This is a genomic window from Nocardioides aequoreus (genome assembly GCF_000720335.1).
GTDB classification, from domain to species: Bacteria; Actinomycetota; Actinomycetes; order Propionibacteriales; family Nocardioidaceae; genus Marmoricola; species Marmoricola aequoreus.
In genome coordinates this window covers 365,228-388,187 of the sequence record NZ_JOJN01000001.1, presented here as the reverse complement: position 1 = coordinate 388,187, position 22,960 = coordinate 365,228, and the positions used below count along the sequence as shown (strand labels likewise).

26 protein-coding genes are annotated in these 22,960 nt (G+C 73.1%); 6 read left to right on the top strand and 20 right to left on the bottom strand.

Going from position 1 to position 22,960, the window contains the following annotated elements; translation table 11 throughout:
• Positions 1–44: 44 nt before the first annotated feature.
• Positions 45–989, top strand: coding sequence for a helix-turn-helix transcriptional regulator (locus tag IG63_RS0101805; protein WP_030482672.1), 945 nt, complete (start codon positions 45–47; stop codon positions 987–989).
• A 15-nt stretch (positions 990–1,004) separates the two neighbouring features.
• On the opposite strand, the gene IG63_RS23170 is transcribed toward IG63_RS0101805, so the two are convergent.
• Positions 1,005–1,166, bottom strand: a complete 162-nt coding sequence (locus tag IG63_RS23170) for a hypothetical protein (RefSeq protein ID WP_211249165.1) — start codon at positions 1,164–1,166, stop codon at positions 1,005–1,007.
• A 47-nt stretch (positions 1,167–1,213) separates the two neighbouring features.
• Here IG63_RS23170 and IG63_RS0101795 point away from each other — a divergent pair, with 47 nt between their 5' ends.
• The 5 genes from IG63_RS0101795 to IG63_RS20310 all read left to right on the top strand — a co-directional run bounded on the left by IG63_RS0101795 (position 1,214) and on the right by IG63_RS20310 (position 6,007).
• On the top strand, positions 1,214–2,341 hold the full coding sequence (locus IG63_RS0101795) for an aromatic ring-hydroxylating dioxygenase subunit alpha (RefSeq protein ID WP_030482671.1): 1,128 nt from the start codon (positions 1,214–1,216) through the stop codon (positions 2,339–2,341).
• Between the two features lie 3 nt (positions 2,342–2,344).
• Entirely contained in the window at positions 2,345–3,427 is a 1,083-nt protein-coding gene (locus tag IG63_RS0101790; protein ID WP_084596488.1) for a PDR/VanB family oxidoreductase, read from the top strand.
• Positions 3,424–4,806 (top strand): MFS transporter, encoded by a 1,383-nt coding sequence (locus tag IG63_RS0101785; RefSeq protein WP_211249164.1) that lies wholly within the window; start codon positions 3,424–3,426, stop codon positions 4,804–4,806. Before IG63_RS0101790 ends, IG63_RS0101785 begins: the two co-directional genes overlap by 4 nt.
• 38 nt (positions 4,807–4,844) lie before the next feature.
• The gene (locus IG63_RS0101780; protein ID WP_030482668.1) at positions 4,845–5,711 is read left to right on the top strand and encodes a hypothetical protein; all 867 of its coding nucleotides are present in this window, start codon (positions 4,845–4,847) and stop codon (positions 5,709–5,711) included.
• Between the two features lie 95 nt (positions 5,712–5,806).
• Complete coding sequence (locus IG63_RS20310) at positions 5,807–6,007, top strand: hypothetical protein (protein ID WP_036194142.1); 201 nt, start codon at positions 5,807–5,809, stop codon at positions 6,005–6,007.
• Positions 6,008–6,103: 96 nt separating this feature from the next.
• Here IG63_RS20310 and IG63_RS0101770 read toward each other — a convergent pair whose 3' ends face one another.
• The 19 genes from IG63_RS0101770 to IG63_RS0101680 form a co-directional block, all read right to left on the bottom strand.
• Complete coding sequence (locus IG63_RS0101770; protein ID WP_030482667.1) at positions 6,104–7,366, bottom strand: coiled-coil domain-containing protein; 1,263 nt, start codon at positions 7,364–7,366, stop codon at positions 6,104–6,106.
• A 122-nt stretch (positions 7,367–7,488) separates the two neighbouring features.
• A complete protein-coding gene (locus tag IG63_RS0101765) occupies positions 7,489–8,133 on the bottom strand; it encodes a dihydrofolate reductase family protein (RefSeq protein WP_030482666.1) in 645 nt (214 codons plus the stop codon).
• Between the two features lie 34 nt (positions 8,134–8,167).
• Positions 8,168–9,508 (bottom strand): crotonyl-CoA carboxylase/reductase, encoded by a 1,341-nt coding sequence (ccrA, locus tag IG63_RS0101760; RefSeq protein ID WP_030482665.1) that lies wholly within the window; start codon positions 9,506–9,508, stop codon positions 8,168–8,170.
• Positions 9,509–9,597: 89 nt separating this feature from the next.
• A complete protein-coding gene (locus IG63_RS0101755) occupies positions 9,598–10,557 on the bottom strand; it encodes a VWA domain-containing protein (RefSeq protein ID WP_030482664.1) in 960 nt (319 codons plus the stop codon).
• Positions 10,554–11,498: a DUF58 domain-containing protein gene (locus IG63_RS0101750; RefSeq protein ID WP_030482663.1), complete on the bottom strand. Its 945-nt coding sequence runs from the start codon at positions 11,496–11,498 to the stop codon at positions 10,554–10,556. Before IG63_RS0101750 ends, IG63_RS0101755 begins: the two co-directional genes overlap by 4 nt.
• Complete coding sequence (locus IG63_RS0101745; protein WP_281174258.1) at positions 11,498–12,523, bottom strand: AAA family ATPase; 1,026 nt, start codon at positions 12,521–12,523, stop codon at positions 11,498–11,500. The genes IG63_RS0101750 and IG63_RS0101745 overlap by 1 nt, the downstream gene beginning before the upstream one ends.
• Positions 12,524–12,605: 82 nt before the next feature.
• Positions 12,606–12,875, bottom strand: coding sequence for a hypothetical protein (locus IG63_RS0101740; RefSeq protein WP_030482661.1), 270 nt, complete (start codon positions 12,873–12,875; stop codon positions 12,606–12,608).
• On the bottom strand, positions 12,872–14,911 hold the full coding sequence (gene flhA / locus IG63_RS0101735) for a flagellar biosynthesis protein FlhA (protein WP_030482660.1): 2,040 nt from the start codon (positions 14,909–14,911) through the stop codon (positions 12,872–12,874). The genes IG63_RS0101740 and flhA overlap by 4 nt, the downstream gene beginning before the upstream one ends.
• A gap of 81 nt (positions 14,912–14,992) precedes the next feature.
• Positions 14,993–16,162 carry an EscU/YscU/HrcU family type III secretion system export apparatus switch protein gene (locus tag IG63_RS0101730; protein WP_030482659.1) on the bottom strand — a complete coding sequence of 390 codons (1,170 nt, stop codon included), beginning with the start codon at positions 16,160–16,162 and terminating at the stop codon, positions 14,993–14,995.
• A 3-nt stretch (positions 16,163–16,165) separates the two neighbouring features.
• Complete coding sequence (locus IG63_RS0101725) at positions 16,166–16,933, bottom strand: flagellar biosynthetic protein FliR (RefSeq protein WP_030482658.1); 768 nt, start codon at positions 16,931–16,933, stop codon at positions 16,166–16,168.
• Position 16,934: 1 nt separating this feature from the next.
• The gene (fliQ, locus tag IG63_RS0101720) at positions 16,935–17,204 is read right to left on the bottom strand and encodes a flagellar biosynthesis protein FliQ (protein WP_030482657.1); all 270 of its coding nucleotides are present in this window, start codon (positions 17,202–17,204) and stop codon (positions 16,935–16,937) included.
• 8 nt (positions 17,205–17,212) lie between these two features.
• Complete coding sequence (gene fliP, locus IG63_RS0101715) at positions 17,213–18,085, bottom strand: flagellar type III secretion system pore protein FliP (protein ID WP_030482656.1); 873 nt, start codon at positions 18,083–18,085, stop codon at positions 17,213–17,215.
• On the bottom strand, positions 18,082–18,699 hold the full coding sequence (locus tag IG63_RS21225) for a flagellar biosynthetic protein FliO (RefSeq protein WP_051706037.1): 618 nt from the start codon (positions 18,697–18,699) through the stop codon (positions 18,082–18,084). Before IG63_RS21225 ends, fliP begins: the two co-directional genes overlap by 4 nt.
• 2 nt (positions 18,700–18,701) lie before the next feature.
• Entirely contained in the window at positions 18,702–19,529 is an 828-nt protein-coding gene (gene fliN, locus IG63_RS22965) for a flagellar motor switch protein FliN (RefSeq protein WP_051706036.1), read from the bottom strand.
• 28 nt (positions 19,530–19,557) lie between these two features.
• Positions 19,558–20,478, bottom strand: coding sequence for a flagellar motor switch protein FliM (locus tag IG63_RS0101700; protein WP_036194140.1), 921 nt, complete (start codon positions 20,476–20,478; stop codon positions 19,558–19,560).
• A gap of 45 nt (positions 20,479–20,523) precedes the next feature.
• Complete coding sequence (locus tag IG63_RS0101695) at positions 20,524–20,970, bottom strand: flagellar basal body-associated FliL family protein (RefSeq protein ID WP_030482652.1); 447 nt, start codon at positions 20,968–20,970, stop codon at positions 20,524–20,526.
• The gene (locus IG63_RS0101690; protein ID WP_030482651.1) at positions 20,967–21,854 is read right to left on the bottom strand and encodes an OmpA/MotB family protein; all 888 of its coding nucleotides are present in this window, start codon (positions 21,852–21,854) and stop codon (positions 20,967–20,969) included. Before IG63_RS0101690 ends, IG63_RS0101695 begins: the two co-directional genes overlap by 4 nt.
• A gap of 2 nt (positions 21,855–21,856) precedes the next feature.
• Positions 21,857–22,624, bottom strand: coding sequence for a motility protein A (locus tag IG63_RS0101685; protein ID WP_030482650.1), 768 nt, complete (start codon positions 22,622–22,624; stop codon positions 21,857–21,859).
• Positions 22,624–22,926 carry a flagellar FlbD family protein gene (locus tag IG63_RS0101680; protein ID WP_030482649.1) on the bottom strand — a complete coding sequence of 101 codons (303 nt, stop codon included), beginning with the start codon at positions 22,924–22,926 and terminating at the stop codon, positions 22,624–22,626. Before IG63_RS0101680 ends, IG63_RS0101685 begins: the two co-directional genes overlap by 1 nt.
• Positions 22,927–22,960: the final 34 nt, after the last annotated feature.

The window sequence follows — 22,960 nt, the reverse complement described above, 5'->3', positions numbered from 1 at the left end:
CTAGTAGGACAGCTCCTGTCCGCAGCGCCTGCGAGCATGGGCCCATGAGCACCACCGAGCGGGTCCTCACGCTGCTGGCCCTGCTGCAGTCCCGGCCCACCTGGTCCGGTCCGGAGCTCGCCGAGCGACTCGGGGTCACCACGCGGAGCATCCGCCGCGACGTTGACCGGCTGCGCGAGCTCGGCTACCCGGTGGAGGCCACGCACGGCGCCGGCGGGGGCTACCGGCTCGGGGCCGGCAAGGCGCTGCCGCCGCTGCTGCTGGCCGACGAGGAGGCGGTCGCCGTGGCCGTGTCGCTGCGGCTCGCAGCCGGTGGGACGGTCGCGGGGGCGAGCGAGGCCGCCGTGCGCACCCTGGCCAAGCTCGACCAGGTGATGCCGCCGCGGCTGCGTGCGGAGGTGCGTGCGATCCAGGACGCCACCGACACCCTCGTGGGCAGCACCACGCAGGTCGACGGCGACGTGCTGCTGCGCCTGGCCCGGGCCTGCCGCGACCGGGTCCGGGTGCGCTTCGGCTACACCAGCCACACCGGCGAGGAGACCGTGCGCCGCGCCGAGCCGGTGCGGCTGGTGGCGACGAGCCGCCGGTGGTACCTGGTCGCCCACGACCTCGACCGCGACGACTGGCGCACCTTCCGCCTCGACCGGATGACGGCGCTGGAGGTGACCACGTGGCGCTTCGCCCCGCGCGGGCACCCCGACCCGGTCGAGCTCGTGCAGCGGTCGGTCAGCGCGGCGCCGTACCGCCACGTGGCGCGGGTGCGGGTGCACCGTCCCCTCGAGGAGGTCGGTGCCTGGGTGAGCCCGCAGGTGGCCAGGCTGGAGCCGGACGGTCCCGACGCGTGCCTGCTGACCTCCGGCGCCGACGACCTCGAGGCGATCGTGGTCTTCCTGCTCTCGCTGCGTGCCGAGCTCGACGTGCTCGACCCGCCCGAGCTGCGCGAGGCCGTCGCCCGCGCGGGGGAGCGGCTGCGGCGCGCGGCACGCTGACCCGGGGGATGCCCGTCAGCCGGGGCCGGGGAGGTCGGCCGCGACGTCGGGCAGGGGCTCGAGCGGCGGCACGTCCTCGCCGAGCTCGTCGACGAGCGCGAGGCCGCGCTCGGCCCACGCGATCTCACGGCGCGCCTGGTCGACCAGGCCGTCGTAGGCGAAGACCTTCCAGGCCACGATCCGCTACATACCTATCGACATAGGTACTTCTGGAGGTACGCCGCATGAGCTCCGCCCCCCGCCAGGTCACGGCCAAGGTCTTCGACTTCCCCCGCGACGCCTGGTACGTCGCCGCCTGGGACCACGAGGTCAGCCCGCGAGAGCCGCTGGGCCGCACGGTCGCCGACGTCCCCCTCGCCCTGTGGCGCACCACCGACGGCACCGCGGTGGCGCTGGCGGACGCCTGCTGGCACCGGCTCGCGCCGCTCTCGATGGGCAAGGTGCTGGGCGACGAGCTGCAGTGCCCCTACCACGGCCTGCGCTACAGCTCCTCGGGCCGCTGCACCCTGATGCCGGCGCAGAAGACGGTCAACCCCAGCGCGGCGGTCCCGTCGTACCCGGTGGTCGAGCGGCACCGCTACGTGTGGGTCTGGCCCGGCGACCCCGACCTGGCCGATTCCGACCTGGTGCCCGACATGCACCAGATGGACGACCCCGGCTGGGCCGGCGACGGGCTCACCATCGCGGCGGGCTGCAACTACCAGCTGGTGCTCGACAACCTGATGGACCTGACGCACGAGGAGTTCGTGCACTCCGGGAGCATCGGGCAGGCCGAGCTCAGCGAGTCGGAGTTCGAGATCTCCCGCGACGGCGAGCGCCGTGTGAGCGTGACCCGCTGGATGCGCGACATCGACCCGCCGCCCTTCTGGCGCAAGAACCTGCGCGACCGCTTCCCCGACTTCGACGGCAGGGTCGACCGCTGGCAGATCATCCACTACGAGGCGCCGTCGACGATCTGCATCGACGTCGGCGTGGCCAAGGCGGGCACGGGCGCCCCGGAGGGCGATCGCAGCCAGGGCGTCAACGGCTACGTGATGAACACGATCACGCCCGAGTCCGCGCGCAGCAGCCACTACTTCTGGGCCTTCATGCGCAACTACCGCCTCGACTCCCAGCTGATCACGACCCAGCTGCGCTCCGGCGTGCAGGGCGTCTTCGCCGAGGACGAGGAGATGCTCGTCGCGCAGCAGCGCGCCATCGACGCCAACCCCGACCACGCCTTCTACAGCCTCAACGTCGACGGCGGTGGCATGTGGGTGCGCCGCATCCTCGACGAGATGCTCCGGGCCGAGGGCCGCGAGCCCGACGCCGGGACGCCTCGTGACCACCTGCGCCCGGTCGCGAGCCGCTGAGCCGTGGCGACGCAGAGCACCCTGGTCTGGGGGACCGCCGAGGTGGTGGAGGCCGAGCAGGTCGCCGAGGGCGTGCGCCGGGTGGTGCTGGCCCCCGAGCGACCGACCCCGGCCCGCCCGGGCACCCACGTCGACCTGCGGCTGGCGCCGCCCGCGACGGACGAGCCGGACGGTCCCCGCACCCTGACGCGCTCCTACTCGGTCGTGCGCAGCGACGACGGCGGTCGCCGGCTGACGCTGACCGTGCAGCTCTCGCCGACGAGCCGGGGCGGGTCGCGCCGCATGCACGCGCTCCGGGTCGGTGACCGCCTCCCGGTGACGGCCCCGCTGCAGAACTTCCCCCTGGGTGTGGGTGCCGCCCGCTACGTGCTCCTGGCCGGGGGGATCGGGCTCACCGCCGTGCTGGCCATGGCCGAGGCGCTCCGGTCCCGCGGCGCCGACTACCGGCTCGTGGTGGTCGGCCGGAGCCGCTCGGTCCTGCCCTACCTCGAGGAGCTGCGGCAGCGGCACGGCGACCGCCTGGCGCTGCACGTCGACGACGAGGGCGGCGCCCTGGCCGTCGAGCGGCTGGTCGGCGAGATCGCGGCCGCCGACGTCGCCCGTCGCACCGAGCTCTACATGTGCGGCCCGATCGGGCTGATGGAGGCGGTGCGCCGCTGCTGGGGCGAGGCGGGCCTGCCGCCGACGCACCTGCGCTTCGAGACCTTCGGCAACAGCGGCTCCTGGGCGGCGCAGGAGTTCGTGCTGCGCCTGCCCGGGCACGGACGCGAGGTCGTCGTGCCACCCGACGCCACCGCGCTCGAGGCGCTCGAGGAGGCCGGCATCCCGGTGATGGCCGACTGCCGCCGGGGCGAGTGCGGACTCTGCCTCGCCCGCGTCCTGGACGTGCAGGGCCGCGTCGACCACCGCGACGTCTTCCTCGACGACACGCAGAAGGCCGCGAGCGAGCGGCTCTGCCTGTGCGTCTCCCGCGTGGCCGTGCCGCCCGGCACCGACACCCTCCCCGCCGACCCCGACCCCGCCTCCGACCCCGCCGCCGACACCGCCCCCGAGAGACGGGGCGTCCTCACCCTGGAGCTCCCGTGACCGCACCCGCCGCACACCCGCCCGCCGACGCACGCGGGATCCGCGCTCGGCTGGACGCCGCACCGATGTCGCCCTACCAGTGGATGGTCGTCGGCCTGTGCGTCCTGCTCAACACCCTCGACGGCTTCGACGTGATGGCGATGGCCTTCACCGCCGGCGCCGTGGGGGAGGACTTCGCGCTGAGCGGCACCCAGATCGGCCTGCTGCTGAGCGCGGGTCTGGTCGGGATGGCCCTCGGCTCGCTGCTCCTCGCGCCGCTGGCCGACACGTGGGGCCGCCGAGGGGTGGTGCTCGGGTGCGTGGCGCTCGCCGGTGCCGGCATGCTCGGCAGTGCCCTCGCCCCGACGGCGCTCACGCTCGGCGCGACCCGGGTGGTGACGGGTCTCGGCGTCGGCGGCATCCTGGCCTGCACCAACGTCGTGGCCAGCGAGTTCTCCAACGACCGGCGGCGCGGCCTGGCGATCGGGATCTACACGGCCGGCTACGGCGTGGGCGCGACCATCGGCGGACTGGCGGCGATCACGCTGCAGGAGTCCTTCGGCTGGCGCGGCGTCTTCTGGACCGGGACGGTGCTGACGCTGGGCGCGCTGGTGCTGCTCGCGGCGCTGCTGCCGGAGTCGGTCGACCACCAGGTGCACCGCGGCCGCGCCTCCGACCTGCCCCGGGTCAACCGGGTGCTCGTGCGGATGCGCCAGGAGCCGCTGGCGTCGCTGGCCGACGGGCTGCCCGACCCCGCCGACGCGGCGGACGGCTCCGGCCCGCCGCCGGCCCGGCAGGTCGGCAGCCTGCTGGCGGGTCCGCTGCGGCGCCCGACGCTGCTGGTGTGGCTGGCCTTCTTCGCCACCATGTTCGGCTTCTACTTCGTCAACAGCTGGACCCCCACGCTGCTGTCGCGGGCCGGTCTCTCGCCCGATCAGGCTGCCTCGGCCGGGATGGCGCTGGCGCTGGGAGGTGCCGCGGGGTCGGTCCTCTACGGCCTCGTCACCGCCGGCCGGGCGCCGCGCCGGGTGCTGGTCGTCTTCACCGTGCTCGCCGCCGTCGCCATGGTGGCGCTGGTGCTGAGCATCTCGGTGCTCGCGCTCGCCCTGGTCGTCGGCGTGGTGGTCGGCGCGCTGGTCAACGGCTGCGTGGCGGGGCTCTACACCGTCACCCCCGGGCTGTACGACGCCCGCGTGCGTGGCACCGGCATGGGCTGGGGCATCGGCGTCGGGCGGATCGGGGCGATCCTCGCGCCGCTGCTCACCGGTCGGCTGGTCGACGCCGGGTGGAGTGCCACCCAGCTCTACGTCGGCGCCGCGTGCGTGCTGCTGGTGGCGGCGGGTGCGGTGCTGGCGCTCGGCGCGGCTCCCTCCCGGCGGGCGACGCTCGTGCGGTCGTGAGCCTGGGGGCGCTGCCAGCCCGGACGTAGTCTCGGGGCATGGACCTGCTGCTGCTCCTCCTGATCGTGGTGCTGGGTGCCGGCCTCGTCGTCGGCCTGCGACGGGCGAGCGCCGCCAGCAAGCAGCGCGAGCTGGAGCAGCGGGAGGCCGAGCTGGCGCCCGTGCGCACGCTCGTCTTCGAGGACGTCACGGTGCTCGGCGAGGAGCTGCAGCAGCTCGACGCCGACGTCGCCGGCCGCGAGCTCGACGCCGGCCAGCGCGCCGACTACCAGCGCGCGCTCGACGCCTACGAGTCGGCCAAGACCGCCGCAGACAACATCTCCTCGCCCGACGAGGTCAAGCACGTCACCGAGATCCTCGAGGACGGCCGCTACGCGATGGCCTGCGTGCGGGCTCGCGTGGCGGGCGAGCCGCTCCCGACCCGGCGTCCGCCCTGCTTCTTCGACCCCCGCCACGGCCTCTCGGTCGAGGACGTGCCGTACGCCCCGCCCGGCGGCGCCCAGCGTGACGTGCCCGCCTGCGCGCTCGACGCCGAGCGGGTCAGGGCCGGCGCGGAGCCCGACTCCCGCAAGGTGCTGGTGGGGGCGCAGCGGGTGCCCTACTGGGAGGGCGGACGTGCCTACGAGCCGTACGCCGCCGGCTACTTCGCGGCCTTCGCGCCGATGCAGTGGATGTTCATGGGCATGCTCTTCAGCGGCGCCATGGGCGGCTTCGGGGGCTGGGACGGCGCCGAGGGCGGTGGCGCCGACGGCGGCGACGGGGGCGGCGACGGTGGCGGCGACTGGGGTGGCGACGGCGGCGGCGACGCCGGTGGCTTCGGGGGCTGGGAGGGCGGCGGCTCCGCCGACGCCGGCGGTGGCGGCTGGTTCGACGGCGGCTTCGACGGCGGCGGCTTCGACTTCTGAGGGCCGGTTTCGTGCGATTGGATCGATCCAGACTGGTGACCTACCCGTAACTCGGCGTCAACCGTCCGGTGACCTTCGGCGGTCACCCTGGATCCATGACCGCCTCCATGATCGACGAGGTCACCGACCTGACGCTCGTCTCCACGCCTGTCCGCCGTAGCCGCGAGGGTGCCACCCGCGACCTCGCCTCACGCCACCTGCAGGGCGTCAGCTCGCTGCTGCAGACCCGCGCCGATCTCCGCGGCGTCCATGCCTTCGCCGACATCGTGGAGGAGTCCGTCCGCTGGTCCGCCTGAGCGGCCACCCGACCTACGCCCGACCCACGCACGACGCCCCCGGTCGCACCTCGCGGTGCACCGGGGGCGTCGTCGTACGCCGTGAGGGTGGGCGCGTCAGTCGTCGTCCTTGCCGAAGCCGGAGACGACGTCGTGGAGCGCCGCCAGCTGAGCGGTGATCGAGTCGCGGCGGCGGGAGAGTCGCTGCACCTCGGCCTGCAGCGCCTGCAGCTCGGCCTCGTGGTCGGTGTGGGCGCTGTTGCGCAGCAGCTCGGCCTGCTTCTTGGCCGCGCTGACGATCTGCTCGGCCTCGCGGCGCGAGCGCGTCACGACCTGCTCGGACTCCTGGGCGGCCTGCTCGCGGGCCGCGTTGGCCGCCTCGACCGCCTCGCGGGCCCGGGCCTCGGCGGCGTCGGCGCGCTGCTGGGCCTCCTCGACGAGCCGGCGGGTCTCGGCGATGGCGAGGTCGTGGTTCTCGGCCGCCTCGCGCGTCATCCGCTCCTGCTCGACCGCGAGCTCGCGCTTGGCCTCGGCCACCTCGCGCTCGGCGGCGGCGCGCTTGGCCTCGGCCTCGCGGGCCGCGGAGGTGCGCAGCGCGTTGGTCTCCTGCTCGGCCGCGAGCCGGGTCTGCTCGGCCTCGCGCCGGGCGCTGGCCAGCGCGTCGTCGGCCTCGGCCAGCGAGCGGGTGCGGTGGGCCTCGATGTCGGCGGTGGTGCGGTTGCGGGTCTCCTCGAGCTCGCGCATCGTCACGATGCGCATGTCCTCGGCGTCGGCCTCGGCCTGCGAGGTGGTGGTGGCGGCGTCGCGCTGCGCCTGCTGGCGAACCTGCGTCGCCTGGGCCTTCGCCTCGTTGACGACGTCGGCCGCCTGCTCCTCGGCCAGCCGCAGCATCTCGTTGGCGCGGGCGCCGAGGCCGGCGTAGGTGGGGTTCTCGTTCTCCTCGACCTGCGTGCGCAGGCTCTCGACCTCCGACTCCAGGGCGCGCAGCCGCGACTGGGCCTCCTGCAGGCTCGCGGTGAGCCCGGCCTTCTCGGCGGTGGTGGTGCGCACGAAGGAGTCGACCGCGCCGGTGTCGTAGCCCCCGCGACGCACGGTGGGCAGCTGGGGTGCGGCCGAGGCGGGGGTCGACGTGGGGGCCGACGACGAGCCGGACGCCGCCGCTCGCGGGGCCGGGGAGGCGGCGGGACGCTGCCCGGAGGGCTGCTCCTGCTGCCGCTGCGTGGGGGCCGCCGGGCGCGACTTGGTGCGGGTCGTGCCGGAGTCCTGCGCCTTCGCGCCCGACTCCTCGACCACGGGCATGACCTGGGTGGTCGACTCGGCGTCGGTGGACTCCCCGCGCTCGGGCTCGCGGTCGAAGATGGACAGGCCCTGGTTGCTCATTGGTGTTCCCTCAAATCCCCGTGGTGGTGGCGTCCGGCCCAGTGTCGCTCACCGGGCATGACGAGCGCGGACCCTCGCCGTACGACGCGCCGACCGATTTGCGCCGCTGCGCCCGACGGGACTCAGCGGCGCCAGTAGAGGTGGTGCACGACGCCGCTCGGGCTCGGCACGACCTCGTGGTGGTGGTCGGCCTCCAGCTCCGCCGCGTCCTCCCACAGCCGGGAGCCCGCGCCGAGCTCCAGCGGCGCCACCGCGACGTGCAGCGTGTCGACCAGGCCGGCCTCCAGGAAGGACCGCACCACGGTGGTTCCGCCCCCCAGCCGGACGTCGCGCCCCTCGGCGGCCGCCCGCGCCTGCTCGAGCACGGCCGCGGGCGGGGCGTCGGTGAAGTGGAAGGTGGTGTCGGAGAGCGTGAAGGACGGGCGGAGGTGGTGGGTCATGACGAGGACGGGGGTGTGGAAGGGCGGATCCTCGCCCCACCAGCCCTGCCACGTGAGGTCGGTCCACGGGCCGCTCTGGGGGCCGAACTTGCCCCGTCCCATGATCTCGGCGCCGATGTTGCGGTGGAACTCCCGCACGAAGAGGTCGTCGAGCCCGCGACTGCCCCCCGCGACCCGGTGCGGGAAGCTCGCGGTGGCCATCGCCCACGCGTGCAGCGCCTCGGGGTCAGCGTGGCCGAAGGGTCGCTCGAGGCTCTGGCCCTCCCCGGCGCCGTAGCCGTCGGCGGAGACGGTGAGGTTGTGGACGCGGAGCAGCTGGTCACCCATGCCAGGACCGACCCCGGGAGAGGCCGGAAGTCATCTACACCCCGCGGAAGGCGTTGATCTTGTCGAGGTGCCGCTCGCGCAGCTCGTGGTCACGGACGCCGAGCCCCTCCTCGGGAGCCAGGCAGAGGACGCCGACCTTGCCCTGGTGGGCGTTCTGGTGCACGTCCAGCGCCGCCTGGCCGACCTCGGTGAGCGGGTAGGTGCGCGAGAGGGTGGGGTGGATCTTGCCCTTGGCGACCAGCCGGTTGGCCTCCCACGACTCGCGGTAGTTGGCGAAGTGGCTGGAGATGATGCGCTTGAGGTTCATCCACAGGTAGCGGTTGTCGTACTCGTGCATGTAGCCGCTGGTCGAGGCGCAGGTGGTGATGGTGCCGCCCTTGCGGGTGACGTAGACGCTGGCGCCGAAGGTCTCGCGCCCGGGGTGCTCGAAGACGATGTCGATGTCCTCGCCGCCGGTGAGCTCGCGGATCTTGGCGCCGAAGCGCTTCCACTCCTTCGGGTCCTGCGCGGTGCCCTCCTCGTTCCAGAAGCGGTAGCCCTCCTCGGAGCGGTTGATGATCAGCTCGGCGCCCATCCGACGGGCGATGGCGGCCTTCTCCTCGTTGGACACCACGCACACCGGGGTGGCGCCGCCGTTGAGGGCGTACTGCGTGGCGAAGCCGCCCAGGCCGCCGGAGGCGCCCCAGATCAGCACGTTGTCGCCCTGCTTCATGTCGCCGCCGTTGCGGCTGACCAGCTGCCGGTAGGCGGTGCAGTTGACCAGCCCGGGGGAGGCGGCCTCCTCCCAGGTGAGGTGCTCCGGCTTGGGCATGAGCTGGTTGGCCTTGACCAGGGCGACGTCGGCGAGGCCGCCGAAGTTGGTCTCGAAGCCCCAGATCCGCTGCTGCGGGTCGAGCATGGTGTCGCTGTGGCCGTCGGGGTCCTCGAGCTCCACCGAGAGGCAGTGGGCCACGACCCGGGCGCCGGGCTTCCACCGCGTGACGCCGGGGCCGGTGGCGATCACGACGCCGGAGAGGTCGGAGCCGACGACGTGGTAGGGCAGGTCGTGGCGCTTGGTGAGCTCGGAGAGGCGGCCGTAGCGCTCGAGGAAGCCGAAGGTGGAGACCGGCTCGAAGATCGAGGTCCAGACGGTGTTGTAGTTGATCGCGCTGGCCATCACGGCCACCAGCGCCTCGCCCGGGCCGAGCTCGGGGAGCGGGACGTCCTCGACGTGCAGCGACGCGCGGGGGTCCTTGTCGCGGCTGGCGAGGCCCTCGAACATGTCGACCTCGTCCTTGTGCACGGTCGCGGCCCGGTAGTGGTCGGGCAGCGGCAGCGACGCGAAGTCCTCCGCGGCGGTGTCGTCGGCCAGGACGGCGTCAAGGATCTGCTGCACGGCGGCTCCTCCGGTGTCACGGGTGGGCGTGGGGTGACCGGAAGTTACCGGACACTAACCGTGACGCACCCGGCTTTGTGAAGGACGTCTCACGGCAGCCGGGAGAACCACCGTAGCGACAACCCGGCCGCCAGCAGGCCCAGCAGCAGCGCCAGGGTCGCGACCCAGGTGGTGACCTCGCGCTCCTCGGTGGTCCACCCGATCGCGGAGCCGATGTCGTCGTAGACCTGACTCAGCTCGTCGCCGCTGCGTGCGGTGTACGCCGCCCCGCCGGCCTGCTCGGCGAGCGCGGCGAGCGAGGTCTCGTCGACCGGCACGGGCACCAGCTGGCCCTCCACCTCGACCGCGCCGGAGGGCGTGCCGTAGGCGATCGTCGAGACCGGCACCCCGGCCTCGACCGCGGCGGCGGCGGCCTGCTCGGGCGGGCGCCCGACGGTGTTGGTGCCGTCGGAGAGGAGCACGACGTGGGCCGGCACGTCGTCGCGGCCGGTGCGCTCGGCCTGCTGCCGCACCTGGTCGAGCGAGGTGAAGACCCCCTCGCCGATCGCGGTCGACTCCGCCAGGGTGAGGCTCTCCAGCGCCTCGACCGCCTGGCTGCGCTCCGAGCCCGCCGGCGCCACCACCGTCACCTGGCCGGAGAAGGTGACGACCGCGACGGCGAAGCCCTCCGGCAGGTCCTCCACGAAGCGGGTCGCGGCCACGCTGGCCGCCTCGAGGCGGCTCGGGTCGACGTCGGTCGCCTGCATCGAGAGCGAGACGTCGACCGCGACGACCACGGTGGCCGTCTCGCGCGGGACGCGCACGTCGGCGTACGGCCGGGCCACCGAGAGGGCGATCAGGGCGAAGGCGACGAGCAGCAGCGCCGCGGGCAAGTGGCGCCGCCACCCGGGCCGGGCCGACGCCACCCGCTGCAGCATCGGCAGCGAGGCGAAGCGGACGGCGTAGCGGCTGCGCCGCCGCTGCTGGACCAGGTAGGCCACGAGCAGCGCGACCACCGGCACCAGCAGGAGCAGCAGCCAGGGGGCGGCGAAGCCGACGGGTGCGCTCACCGGCCACCCCGCTGCACGCGCCGAGGCGCACGGGGGCGCTGCAGGAAGCGGGCGAGGTCGGCGACCCAGTCGGTGTCGGTGCGCACGGTGACGTGGTCGGCGCCGGCCGACCGGACCGCCTCGGCGAGCGCGGCCCGGTGGGCGGCCGCCAGGGCGGCGTACTGCTCCCGGACGCGACGGCTGGAGGTGTGCACCTCGGCGGTGCGCCCCGACTCGGGGTCGACGAGGGTGAGCGGGCCGACGTCGGGCAGCGTCACGTCGCGCGGGTCGACCACCTCGACGACCAGCACGGCGTGGCGGTAGGACAGGCGGCGCAGGGCCGACTCCCACGGGAAGGGTCGCTCGGTGCGTCCGTCGGGCTCGACGAAGTCGCTGACCACGACGCGCACCCCGGGGCTGCGGTGGCGGCGCTCGAGCTGGGCGACCGCGTCGGCGAGGTCGACGCTGCTGGGGGCCGGGTCCGTCGTCGGGGGGCGGGCGGTGGTGGCCAGGGCGTGCATCGCGGCGCGGCGCGGTGGCATCGGGGCGGTCCAGGTGACGCCGGTCGGGAGCAGTCGCGCGACGCCGAAGCGGTTGCCCGGTCCGTCGCTGAGCAGGCCGACGGCGCCGGTCACCCAGGCGGCCAGGTCGCGCTTCTCGGCCTCGGCGGTGCCGAAGTGCATGCTCGCGGTGTCGTCGACCAGCACCCAGGTCTCGCGCTCGTGCTGGGCGCGGGTGCGCCACACGTGGGGCTCGCTGCTGCGGGCCGTGACGTTCCAGTCGATCCGGCGCACGTCGTCGGCGCCGGGCGTGTAGCGGGTGACCTCCTCGGGCTCGGTGCCGGCGCCGAGCCGCAGGCCCTCCTCCCGCCCGTGCAGCCGGCCGGCCAGGCGTCGGTGCACGGCGAGCTCGAGCGAGGCGAAGGCGCGCGCGGCCTCGGCACGCCGGGAGGCGACCACCATCAGGCCGCGCCGGTGCTGGGGGAGGGCCCCGACGCGTCGCCGGGGGCGACCTGTGGCTGCGGCACCACCGCGAGGACGTGGTTGACGACCTGGCGGGCGTCGATGCCCTCGGCGACGGCGTCGAAGCTGAGCACCAGCCGGTGCGCCAGCACGTCGCGCGCGACGTCGGCGACGTCGCGCGGCAGCACGTAGTCGCGCGAGCGCAGCAGCGCCAGCGCCCGGGCGGCCGCGACGAGGCCGAGCGTGGCGCGCGGGCTGGCGCCGTACTCGACGTGCGGGGCGATCGGGGCCAGGCCGTAGCGCGCCGGCTCCCGGGTCGAGACGACGAGGCGCACGGCGTACTGCGCGACGGCGTGGTGCACGAAGACGTGGTCGGCGGCGCGCTGCAGCGCGAGCACGTCGTCGGTGCTGAGCACCTGCCGCGGCCGGGGCGGGTCGACGCTCATCCGCTGCAGGATGGCCAGCTCCTCCGACTCGTCGGGGTAGCCGACCACCACCCGCATCAGGAAGCGGTCGCGCTGCGCCTCAGGCAGCTGGTAGACGCCCTCGGACTCGATGGGGTTCTGCGTGGCCAGCACCCAGAAGGGCTGGGGCAGCGGGTAGGTGGTCGACCCGATGCTGACCTGGCCCTCCGCCATCGCCTCGAGCAGCGCCGACTGCACCTTCGCGGGCGCCCGGTTGATCTCGTCGGCGAGCACGAGGTGGGCGAAGACGGGGCCGAGCTCGACGTCGAAGGCCTCCGCGCTCGGCCGCCAGACCCGTGTGCCGACGATGTCGCCCGGCATCAGGTCGGGGGTGAACTGCAGCCGGTGGAAGGTGCCGCCGACGGTGTCGGCGAGGGTGCGCACGGCGAGCGTCTTGGCGACGCCCGGCACGCCCTCGAGCAGCAGGTGGCCGCGGGCGAGCAGGCCGACGAGCATCCGCTCGACCATGTGGTCCTGGCCGACCACGACGCGCTTGACCTCGAACATCGCGCGCTCGAGCCGGGCCGCGGCGGCGGGGACGTCGGGTTGCTCCTCGGTCACGTGACCTCCTGGGTGTCGGTGTCCATGGGAGCACCCCGGTGGTCACCAGCCAAGGTCGCGACCGCGGATCGGAGGCGTGGGCTCAGGCTCCGGGCGTCGCAGGGGTCGGGGGGAGCACGGTCGTCGGGGCTCCCGCGGCGTCGCCGGCGGGCGGCACGGGCCGCAGTCGCTCCTCGGCGCTGGGGAAGGCCAGCGAGACCACGACGCGCAGCGCCACCCAGCACACCACGGCGATCACGGCCAGGCGCTGCAGCGCGCCGTCGACGTCGATGTGGCCCCGGTGCAGCAGCACCAGCAGCGGGGAGGACACAGTGGCGGTCACGGCGAGGAAGACGGGGGCGGGGACGCTCATGCGAGGGCCGCCTGCGGCGTGAGGGTGACGACGCCGGCCGAGGTGATCTGGCCGCCGCCGACGAGCTCGGTGTAGGAGAGCACGGGCAGCGTCGGCATCGTGGGGCGCAGGAAGCGGCGGAGCGCGGGCCGGATCATGGGGGCGCAGGTGAGCACCGGGCGGATGCCGCGACCCTCGACGTCGTTGACCAGCCGGTCGAGCTGGTGGAGCAGGACGCCGGCGGTGTCGGGGTCGAGCGCCAGCACGTTGCCGGCCTCGGTGGCCCGCTGGGCCTCCAGCATCCGCTGCTCCAGCAGCGGCTCGAGGCTGATCGCGTGCACGCTGCCCTCGTGCAGGTAGGGCCGGGCGACGGCGGGGCCGAGGGCGGCGCGGGCGGTCTCGACGAGCTCGTCGACGTCCTTGGTGCGCTGGGCGCGCAGCGAGATCGCCTCGAAGATGCGCACCAGGTCGCGGATCGAGATGCCCTCGTCGAGCAGGCTCTGCAGCACGCGCTGCACCTCGCCCAGGCTGAGCTGGGTGGGGGTGAGCTCCTCCACCACGATCGGGTGCGTGCGCTTGAGCACGTCGACGAGCAGGCGCACGTCCTCGCGGCCGAGCAGCCGGGCGGCGTGCTGGTTGACGACCTCGGCGAGGTGGGTGGTGATGACCGAGGCCCGGTCGACCACCGTGGCGCCGCTGAGCTCGGCCTGGTGCCGCAGCTCGGCCGCGACCCACTTGGCCTGGAGGCCGAAGACGGGCTCCTGGGTCGGGGTGCCGGGCAGGGTGCCGAGGTAGTCGCCGATGGCCAGCACCTGGTTGCGCGGGGCCTCGCCCCGGGCGACCTCGATGCCGAAGAGCTTGATGGCGTAGGTCTGGGCGGGCAGGTCGAGGTTGTCGCGGGTGCGCAGCGGCGGGATCAGGATGCCGACGTCGCCGGCGATCTTGCGGCGCAGCGCCTTGACCCGCTTGAGCAGGTCGCCGTGGTCGGGGTCGACCACGTCGACGATGTCGGGGGAGAGGTCGAGGCCGAGGGGGTCGACCTGGATCTCGGCCACGAGGTCCTCGGGACGCTCCAGCTCGCCGGCCGCGGGGGCGGCGTCCAGGGTGCTGGTGTCGGGCTCCGGCACCGCCCGGGCCACCCGGTTGGAGACGATCAGCATCAGGCCGCCGGCCAGCACGAAGGGCAGCTTGGGCAGGCCGGGGATCAGGCACAGCGCCAGGGCGGCACCACCGGCGACGCGCAGCGGCACCGGGTTGCGGCTGATCTGCTGCAGTATCTCCGAGCCCATGTCGGAGTCGCTCGTCGCGCGGGTCACGATGAGGCCGGTCGAGACCGAGAGCAGCAGCGCGGGGATCTGCGAGACCAGGCCGTCGCCCACCGAGAGCAGGCTGTAGGTCGTGATGGCGTCGCCCATGGTCATGCCGTGCTGCATCACGCCGACGGCGAAGCCGCCCAGCAGGTTGACCAGGGTGATCACGATCGCGGCGATGGCGTCGCCCTTGACGAACTTCGAGGCGCCGTCCATCGAGCCGTAGAAGTCGGCCTCGGCGTGCACCTCGGCGCGACGCCGGCGGGCCTCGTCCTCGTCGATGAGGCCGGAGTTGAGGTCGGCGTCGATGGCCATCTGCTTGCCGGGCATGGCGTCGAGGGTGAAGCGGGCGCCGACCTCGGCGACCCGGCCGGCGCCGTTGGTGATGACGACGAACTGGATGACGAGCAGGATCGCGAAGATGATCATGCCGACGATGAGCGAGCCGCCGACCACGAAGTGGCCGAAGGTGTCGATGACCTTGCCGGCGTAGCCGTCGAGCAGCACCAGCCGGGTGGCGCTGACGTTGAGCGCCAGCCGGAAGAGCGTCATCACCAGCACGAGGGCCGGGAAGGAGCTGAAGTCCAGCGGCCGGTGGACGAACATCGCGGTGAGCAGGATGAGCAGGCTCACGGTGATGTTGAAGGCGATCAGCAGGTCGAGCACGACCGGCGGCAGGGGCACGACCAGCATCACGACGATCAGCACGATGCCGACCGGGACGCCGAGCTGGGTGAGGCGCTTCATGTAGCGAGGGCCGCCTTTCACGACGTGCACGTCCGGTCGCACCGTCCCTGGCGCGTCGTCAGCCCTCCTGGCCCACGTGCTTCATCGGCCGACCGCCGGCGATGCTGAGAGGTTTCGCGCACGACGTCGCGGGCCGATCTCGGGCAGCGGCTCGTCGGGGCGGGGGGAGCGGTGGGTGCCGGTCACCGTGACGCGGTGGCCCGGGGTCGCGGCGCGGGTCATCACGAAGGCCAGCACGCTGGCGACGGCGGCGAAGAGCTCGGCGGGGATGGTCTGCCCGACCTCGGTCGAGCGGTGCAGCGCGCGGGCGAGGGGGACGTCGCGGACCATCGGGACGCCGTGCTCCGCGGCCTGCTCGCGGATCTTGGTCGCGACCGCGCCGGCGCCGCGCGCCACCACGCGCGGTGCCCCGCGCTCGGCCTCGTAGCGCAGCGCCACGGCGACGTGGGTGGGGTTGACCAGGACGACGTCGGCGGTGGCGACGTCGGCGATCATCCGGTTGCGCGACATCGCCAGCTGCTTGGCGCGGATCGACCCCTTCAGGTGCGGGTCGCCCTCGGTCTGCTTGTGCTCCTGCTTGATCTCCTGGTGGCTCATCCGGGTCTGCTTGCCGATCCGGCGGCGCTGCACGGCGTAGTCGAGCCCGGCCATGACCAGGCCGGCGAGGGCGATCGTGCGCAGCAGGTCGACCACGCTCTCGCCGACCAGGTCGAGCACGGTGCTGGTCGGCACCAGGCCGCCGACGAGCGGCAGCATGGTCTTGATCCCCGACCACACGATGAGCGCCACGACGGTGCTCTTGACCAGGATCTTGACGCCCTCCCACAGCGCCTGCGGACCGAAGATCCGCTTGGCGCCCTTGATCGGGTCGAGCTTCTTCGCGCTGGGCTTGACCTGCTTGGTGGCCAGGGCGAAGCCGCCCTGCGCCAGGGCGCAGGCGACGCCGACGACCATGACGACCGACCCGAGCACCATCAGCGAGACGAAGGCGTGGCCGGCGCCCTCCACGAGCAGCGTCGTGGCGCGCGAGACGCTGGGCTCCTCGACCACCCGCAGCGTCTCGGCCATGTAGCCGGTGAGCGCGTCGACCTCGTGGCTGAGCATGCTCGGCACCAGCAGCGAGAGCAGCAGGACCGTGGCCCAGCCGCCCAGGTCCGGGGTCCGGGCGACCTGCCCCTCCTTGCGCGCCTCCTTCAGGCGCTTGGGGGTGGGCTTCTCGGTCTTCTCACCGCCGCCTCCGCTGTCCGCCACGGGTCAGCCCAGCCCTGCGACCGCGGCCATGGCGTCGAGCACGTGCTCGACCAGCCGCTCCAGGGCGCCGGGGAGCACCGTGAACGACATGCCCAGCACGAGCAGCGTCAGGCCCACCTTGGCGGGGAACATCACGTTGATCGCGTTGAGCTGCGGCGCGACCTTGGTGAGCAGCGCCAGCCCCAGGTCGGCCATGAACATGACCGCGATGACGGGCAGGGCGATCTGGACGGCGACGACGAAGAACATCTCGAAGACGCTGATCACCACCTGGCTGCCACCGGAGAGGTCCGGGCTCTCGCCGATGGGCAGCGCCTGGAAGGTCTTGAGCAGCCCGCCGACCACGATCAGGTGGAGCCCGGTGACGAAGAGCAGCGTGGTGGCCATGAGCTGGTGGAAGGTGCCGAAGACGGTGCTGCTGTTCATCGACAGGGGGTCGAAGCCCTGGGCGAGCGAGAAGCCGCCGAAGACGTCGATCAGGCTGCCGGCGGCGCCGATGGCCGCGAGCAGGATCATCGTGACCAGGCCCATCGCGGCGCCGATGGCGACCTGCGTGACCACCTCGACGACGAGCGCGAAGGCCTGCATCGGCACCTGGGTCTCGGCGAGCGCGGGGGTGCTGGCCATCGCCAGGCCGAGCGCGAGCACCACCTTGACCGAGGAGGGGAAGGAGCGCGAGGAGAAGGGGGGCACCACGACGAGCCAGGCCAGGATGCGCACCGAGCCGAGCAGGTAGCCGACGTACGCCTCTCCGGCGAGCGAGATCGTCATGTCAGCCCAGCAGGGAGGGGATCGACTCGAAGAGCTTGGTCGTGAAGGTCATCAGCGTGTGCAGCATCCAGTTGCCGCACAGCAGCAGCGCCACGCCGACCCCGAGCAGCTTGGGGACGAAGGCCAGGGTGAACTCCTGGATCTGCGTCATCGACTGGAAGAGCGAGATCGCGAAGCCGATCACGAGCGAGGTGACCAGGATCGGCGCCGAGAGCTTCAGCGCGACCATCATGGTCTGCATCGCGAGGTCGATGATGGTGGTGTCGGTCATCGTCCGGCCTACCCGGTCCCGTAGCTGGAGACCAGCGCCGTGAGCAGCAGGCCCCAGCCGTTGACCAGCACGAAGAGCAGCAGCTTGAAGGGCAGCGAGACCATCACCGGCGGCATCATCATCATGCCGAGCGCCATCAGCGCGCCGCTGACGACGATGTCGATCACCAGGAACGGCAGGAAGATGATGAAGCCGATGGTGAAGGCGTCCTTGAGCTCGCTGAGGATGAAGGCCGGCACCAGGGTGTCGAGCGAGACCTCGGTGCGGTTGGCCGGCAGGTCCCGGTCGGCGATGTTGGTGAGCATCCGCAGCTCGGAGTCATCGGTGTTCTTGAGCATGAAGGTCTTCAGCGGCTCGATGCCGGTGCTCCAGGCCGCCGAGGAGCTCAGGTCGCCGGCCAGGTAGGGCTGCACGGCGACGGTGTTGATCTCGCTCAGCACCGGGCTCATGATGAAGATGCTGAGGAAGAGCGCCAGGCCCACCAGCACCTGGTTGGGCGGTGTCTGCTGCAGCCCCAGCGCGTTGCGGGTCAGGCTCAGCACCACCAGGATCTTGGTGAAGCTGGTGCAGGTGAAGAGGATGGCCGGCACCAGCGAGATCAGGGTGACCGCCAGGATCACCGAGACCGAGCTGCTGGGCTTGTCGGTGACCCCGGTGAAGTCGACGGTGACGTCGGTGCCGTTGGTGGCGCCGGCGGGGCCCCTGGCTCCCTCGGGTCCCTCGACGTCGGCGAGCGGGACCTGCACGGCGGCGACGACCACGTGGTCGGTCGGCGCGACGGCCTCGGCGCTCGAGGCCATGCCCAGGCTCAGCGCCAGCGCGCCCACGAGGGCGGCCAGGAGCAGCACCAGGCGGCGCGCGGCGGGGGGAGCGAGGGTCACCGTCGCCCCCGCGCGGCCGCGACGGCCTGCTTCCAGGTGTCGGGGGAGAGCACCGAGCCGGCCAGCGGCCCGCCCTCGCCCGGCAGGGCGGTGCTGCTGCGGTTGCTGCGGTTGCTGCGGTCGGTGCGGCTGCTGCGGGCGATGCGGTCGGACCGGCGGGCCGCGTGCGCGCCGCCGCGACGGCGTACGACGGGGGCGGCGTCGGTGCCGGTGGCCGCGAGCGGCTCCTCCGGAGCGTCCTCGGCCGGGGTCTCGACCTCGACCTCGGTCTCGGTCGGGGGGACGACGTGCAGCTCGCGCACCGCGCTGTCGAGCGCGGTGTCGAAGGCGGTGGCGGAGGGTGCCGCGGCTCCGCCCTCGGCGGTGGCGAGGTCCTCGGGGTCGAGCTCGGTCAGCATGCTGACCTGGTGATCGGTGGTGCCGACCACCAGCACCCGGCCGCCGATCTCGAGCACGGCGACGGAGCTGCCGCGGCTCAGGGCCTGGCGGTGCACCACGCGCACGGGGGCGTCGGCGCGGCCCTGGAAGCGGCGTCCGCCGATGCGGACGACCAGCAGCAGCAGGCCGACGACGAGGGCCAGCGAGGCGACCAGGCGCAGGGTGAGCTCGAGCATCCTCAGCCGGCCGTGGGCTCGATGATCTGCGTGATCCTGAGACCGAAGTCCTCGTCGACCACGACGACCTCGCCACGGGCGATCAGCCGGCCGCCGACGAGCAGGTCGGCGGGGCTCCCGGCGGCACGGTCGAGCTCCACGACGTCGCCCGGGGCCAGGGTCAGCAGGTCGCGCACCAGCATCCGCGTGCGGCCGAGCTCGACCGTGACCTCCATGTCGACGTCGTGCAGCATCTCGATGCCACGGCTCGACGGCGTGCGGCCGGTGGCGGGGCGGGGCGAGGTGACGCCCTGCGACAGGGTGGGCTCGTGGGTGACCGCGGAGGCGGGCACGCTGGGGGCGGCGCTCGCCGCGACCGGCTCGGGCGCGGCCGGGGCGGCGGTGACCTGCGAGACCAGGACGTCGGAGGCGACGATGCCGCCGGCGAAGCCCTCGCCGATCAGCGGCACGACGCTCCAGGCGCCTCCCAGGGCGGCGGCGACGTCGGCGGGCGCGACCTCCTGGGCGGCGCCCACCCGGACGCCGAGCGCCGCACCGACGGCGTCGAGCGCGGGCTGGAAGGTGGAGGCGAGGTCGGCGCCGGGCTGCGAGGCGAGCGCCTGCGCCAGCTCCTCGCCGACCAGCAGGCCGACCCGGGCGGAGGCACCGACCGCGTCGGCGACCAGCGCCCGCGGGAAGACCGCGGCGACCTGGTCGTCGCCGGGCTGCGGGGCGGCCGGGGTCAACGAGGTCACCGAGGGCAGCGTCGCGACGGCGTCCGCGGCCGCCCGGGCGAGCAGCTCGAGGGCGGCGGTGCCGGCGCTGGCGTCGGCGGTGGGGGCGGTGGTCACGGGTGCTCCTTGGAGAGGCGGGTGATGGTCAGGAGTGGTCGGTGGGCGTGTTCACGACGAGGGCGGCCAGGCGCTGCCCCTGGGTGCCGGGGGAGGCGTAGGCGAAGGTCGCGCCGTCGGCCGAGACCTCGAGCGGGGCCACCGCGGGGTGGCTGAGGCGGATCACGTCGCCGACCGCCAGGTCGTCGAGGTCGACCGGGTGCAGGGGCGTGGGCCGGAAGCGGACGGCCACCTCGATGGGCAGGCCCTGGAACTGCTCGTGCAGCAGGGTGGCCGAGCGGGCGCGGGTCGCGCGCTCGCGCTCGGAGACCGGGGCGGGCGCCGCGGCGACCTCGAGCTGGGGGAGCAGCCCGTTGAAGGGCAGGCAGAGCGTCAGCTCGCTGGTCGCCTCGCCGAGCAGCAGGTCCAGCGTCACCACCACGACGACGTCGTTGGGGGAGCCGGCCTGCATGAACTGGGGGCTGTACTCGACCTCGACCTTGGCCGGGCGCACCTCGACGGTGCCCTCCAGGGAGGTGCGCAGCTCCTGCAGCAGGCGGTCGGTGAGGCCGCCGGCGATGGCGCTCTCGATGTCGGTGAGCGGTCGCTCGGGCTGCGTCGCGGCACCGGGACCACCGAGCATGTGGTCGACGCACGTCATGACGGCGTGCATCGGCAGGTTGAGCACCGCCAGGCCCTCGACGGGGTCGGCGGAGAAGACCGTGAGGTACGTCGTCGGCGGCAGCGACGCGACGTACTCGCCGTAGCTGCGCTGCTCGATCGAGCGCAGGCTGGCGCCGCAGATCCGCCGCAGCGACGCCGTCAGGGCCGTCGAGGCCTGCCGGGCGAAGTCCTCGAAGGCCACCTGCAGGATCCGCGAGTGCTCCCGCGAGAGCTGGATCGGACGCCGGAAGTCGTAGGGCACGACGGGGCGCCCGGTGCTGCTGGCGGCGCTGACAGGGGGGGTCACACCCCCCGAATCGTCACGTGACGGGCATACCTGAGAGATTTCCGGTCATTGGGTGACGAACTCGGTGAAGTAAACCTTCATGACCTTGCCCTCGTAGAGCTCCTCCACCTCCTTGCTGAGCTTCTTCTTCAGCCCGTAGCGCCTCTTCTCCTCGGTCACCTCGGCCAGCGGGCGACCGCTGAAGAGCTCGATCGTGGCGTCGAGCGCCTTGCTGCCGTCGACCTCGTAGGCCTCTTCGGTGAGCTGGAGCGCGATGCCGATGCTCAGGTAGTGGTCGGCCGCGAGGTTGACCTGGATGGGGTCCAGGGCCACCACTTCGCCGGGCACGGGCTCCTCGGGCTCGCTGGCCGCGGCGGGACCGAGGAACTTCCAGTAGGCGCCGCCCCCCAGGAGCAGCAGCACAACGACGACGATCAGCAGCTTCTTCTTGCTCTTCTTCGGGACCTCTGCTTCAGGCTCGGCCGGTGTGGGGGGCATCTGGGTGACGGTCATGAGTGGCTTCCTCGTGAGGTCTCGGTCGCTGCCTCGGAGAGCAGCACCTTGGTGTCGGTGGGCAGGGAGGTCTCGACGACGATGTCGACGCGCTTGTTGACCTGCTGGGAGCCCGGCTCGTCAGGGTCGACGAGCGGGTTCTCGTGGCCGTGGGCCGTCGCGGTCAGGCGCTCGGCCGGGAGCCGCCACTGCTCGGTGAGGTAGCGCAGCACGTTGACGGCACGGGCCGCCGACAGCTCCCAGTCGGTGGGGTAGAACTTGGGCTTGACCGGCACCTGGTTGGTGTTGCCCTCGATGACCAGCGGGTCGGGCAGCTCGAGCAGCACGGGCGCCAGGGCGTCGACGACCGAGCGGCCGCGGCGCGAGAGGTCGGCGACGTTGGGCTCGAAGGTGACGTGCTTGGAGACCAGGCTGACCACGAGGCCGCGGTCGGTGATCCGGGTCTGCACGTCGTCCTGGAGACCCTGCTCGCGCAGCGTCCGCTGCAGCCGGCCGGCCACGTCGGCGAGGCGGTCGGCCTCGATCTCCGCGGCGGCCGCGCGGCGTCCGGCGGCCCGCTTCTCGTAGTCGGTGATCGCCTCCTGGACCGCCTGCGCCTTCGCGGGGTCGGACACCGAGGTGGTGTCGACCGGCTTGATCGAGGCGGCCGCGGAGTCGCCGGGCTGCTCGAGCACGCTCTCCGCGCCGTCCAGCACGCTCACCGAGGTGCCGAAGCCGGCGGCCAGGCCGACCTTGACCTGGTTGAACTTCTTCTCGTCGACCTGGCTCATCGCGAACATGACGATGAAGAGCACCATCAGCAGGGTGACCATGTCGGCGTAGCTGACCAGCCAGCGCTCGTGGTTCTCGTGCTCCTCGGGCTCCTCGTACCGCTTGCGGGCCATGGCTACGCGGCCTCCTGGGCCGGGGCCCGGCCGGGCAGCATCGAGCGCAGCTTCTGCGCAACTACGCGCGAGTTGGAGCCCGCCTGGATGGCGGCGATCCCCTCGATCGCCACCTCCATCCTCGCGGCCTCGAGCTCACCGAGCCGCTTGAGGCGGTTGCCGAGCGGCAGGAAGATCACGTTGGCCGAGCAGACGCCCCAGAAGGTCGCGAGGAACGCCGCGGCGATCAGGTGGCCGAGCTTCTCCGGCTCCGCGAGGTTCTCGAGCACGTGCACGAGACCCATCACGGTGCCGACGATGCCGATGGTGGGCGCGTAGGCGCCGGCGTCGCTCCAGAACTTCGCGGCGTGCTTGTCGGCCTTGCGCTTGGCGTGCACCTCCGACTCGAGGATCTCGCGCAGCTCCTCGGGGTCGGTGCCGTCGATCGCCATGGTGACGCCGCGGCGCAGGAACTCGTCGTCGAGGGAGCGCACGCTCTCTTCGAGAGACAACAGACCCTCGCGACGGGCGCGGTCGGCGAGCGCGACCACCTCGGGCACGAGGTCGTCCGCACTCGCGGCGTTCGACGTGAACGCCCGCTTGAAGGAGACAGCAGCTCCCTTGGCGTCGGCCATGGTGCCGCCGGCGATGGTGATCATGATCGTGGCGCCGAAGACCAGCAGCAGCGGCGGCAGCAGGAACATGCTCATCGGGTTGCCGCCCTCGAGCATGTTCGCGCCGCCGATGACGACGAAGCCCAGGCCGATGCCGATCGCGGGTGCCGGATCCATCAGAGCACCCCCGCCGGGCGCGTGGCGCTGTGCAGCGCGACGACCGACGACCGCTCGGCGTCCTCGGCGCGCTCCTCCTCCTGGCTCGGGAGCAGGTGCTCGACCGAGATGCGCTGGCTCAGCGCGATCACCTCGCCGCGGAAGACGCGGACCTCGGAGATGATCTGGGCCGCGCTCTCGCACACGACGTACTTCTTGCCGTCGACGAGGGTCACGACGGTGTCGGGCGTGACGTCCACCCGCTCGATCAGGTCAGCGTTCAAGACGAACTGCTGTCCCGAGATCCTCGTGAGCATGATCATGCTGCTCCACCCTCCTAGTGGTTGCTGCTCCGGC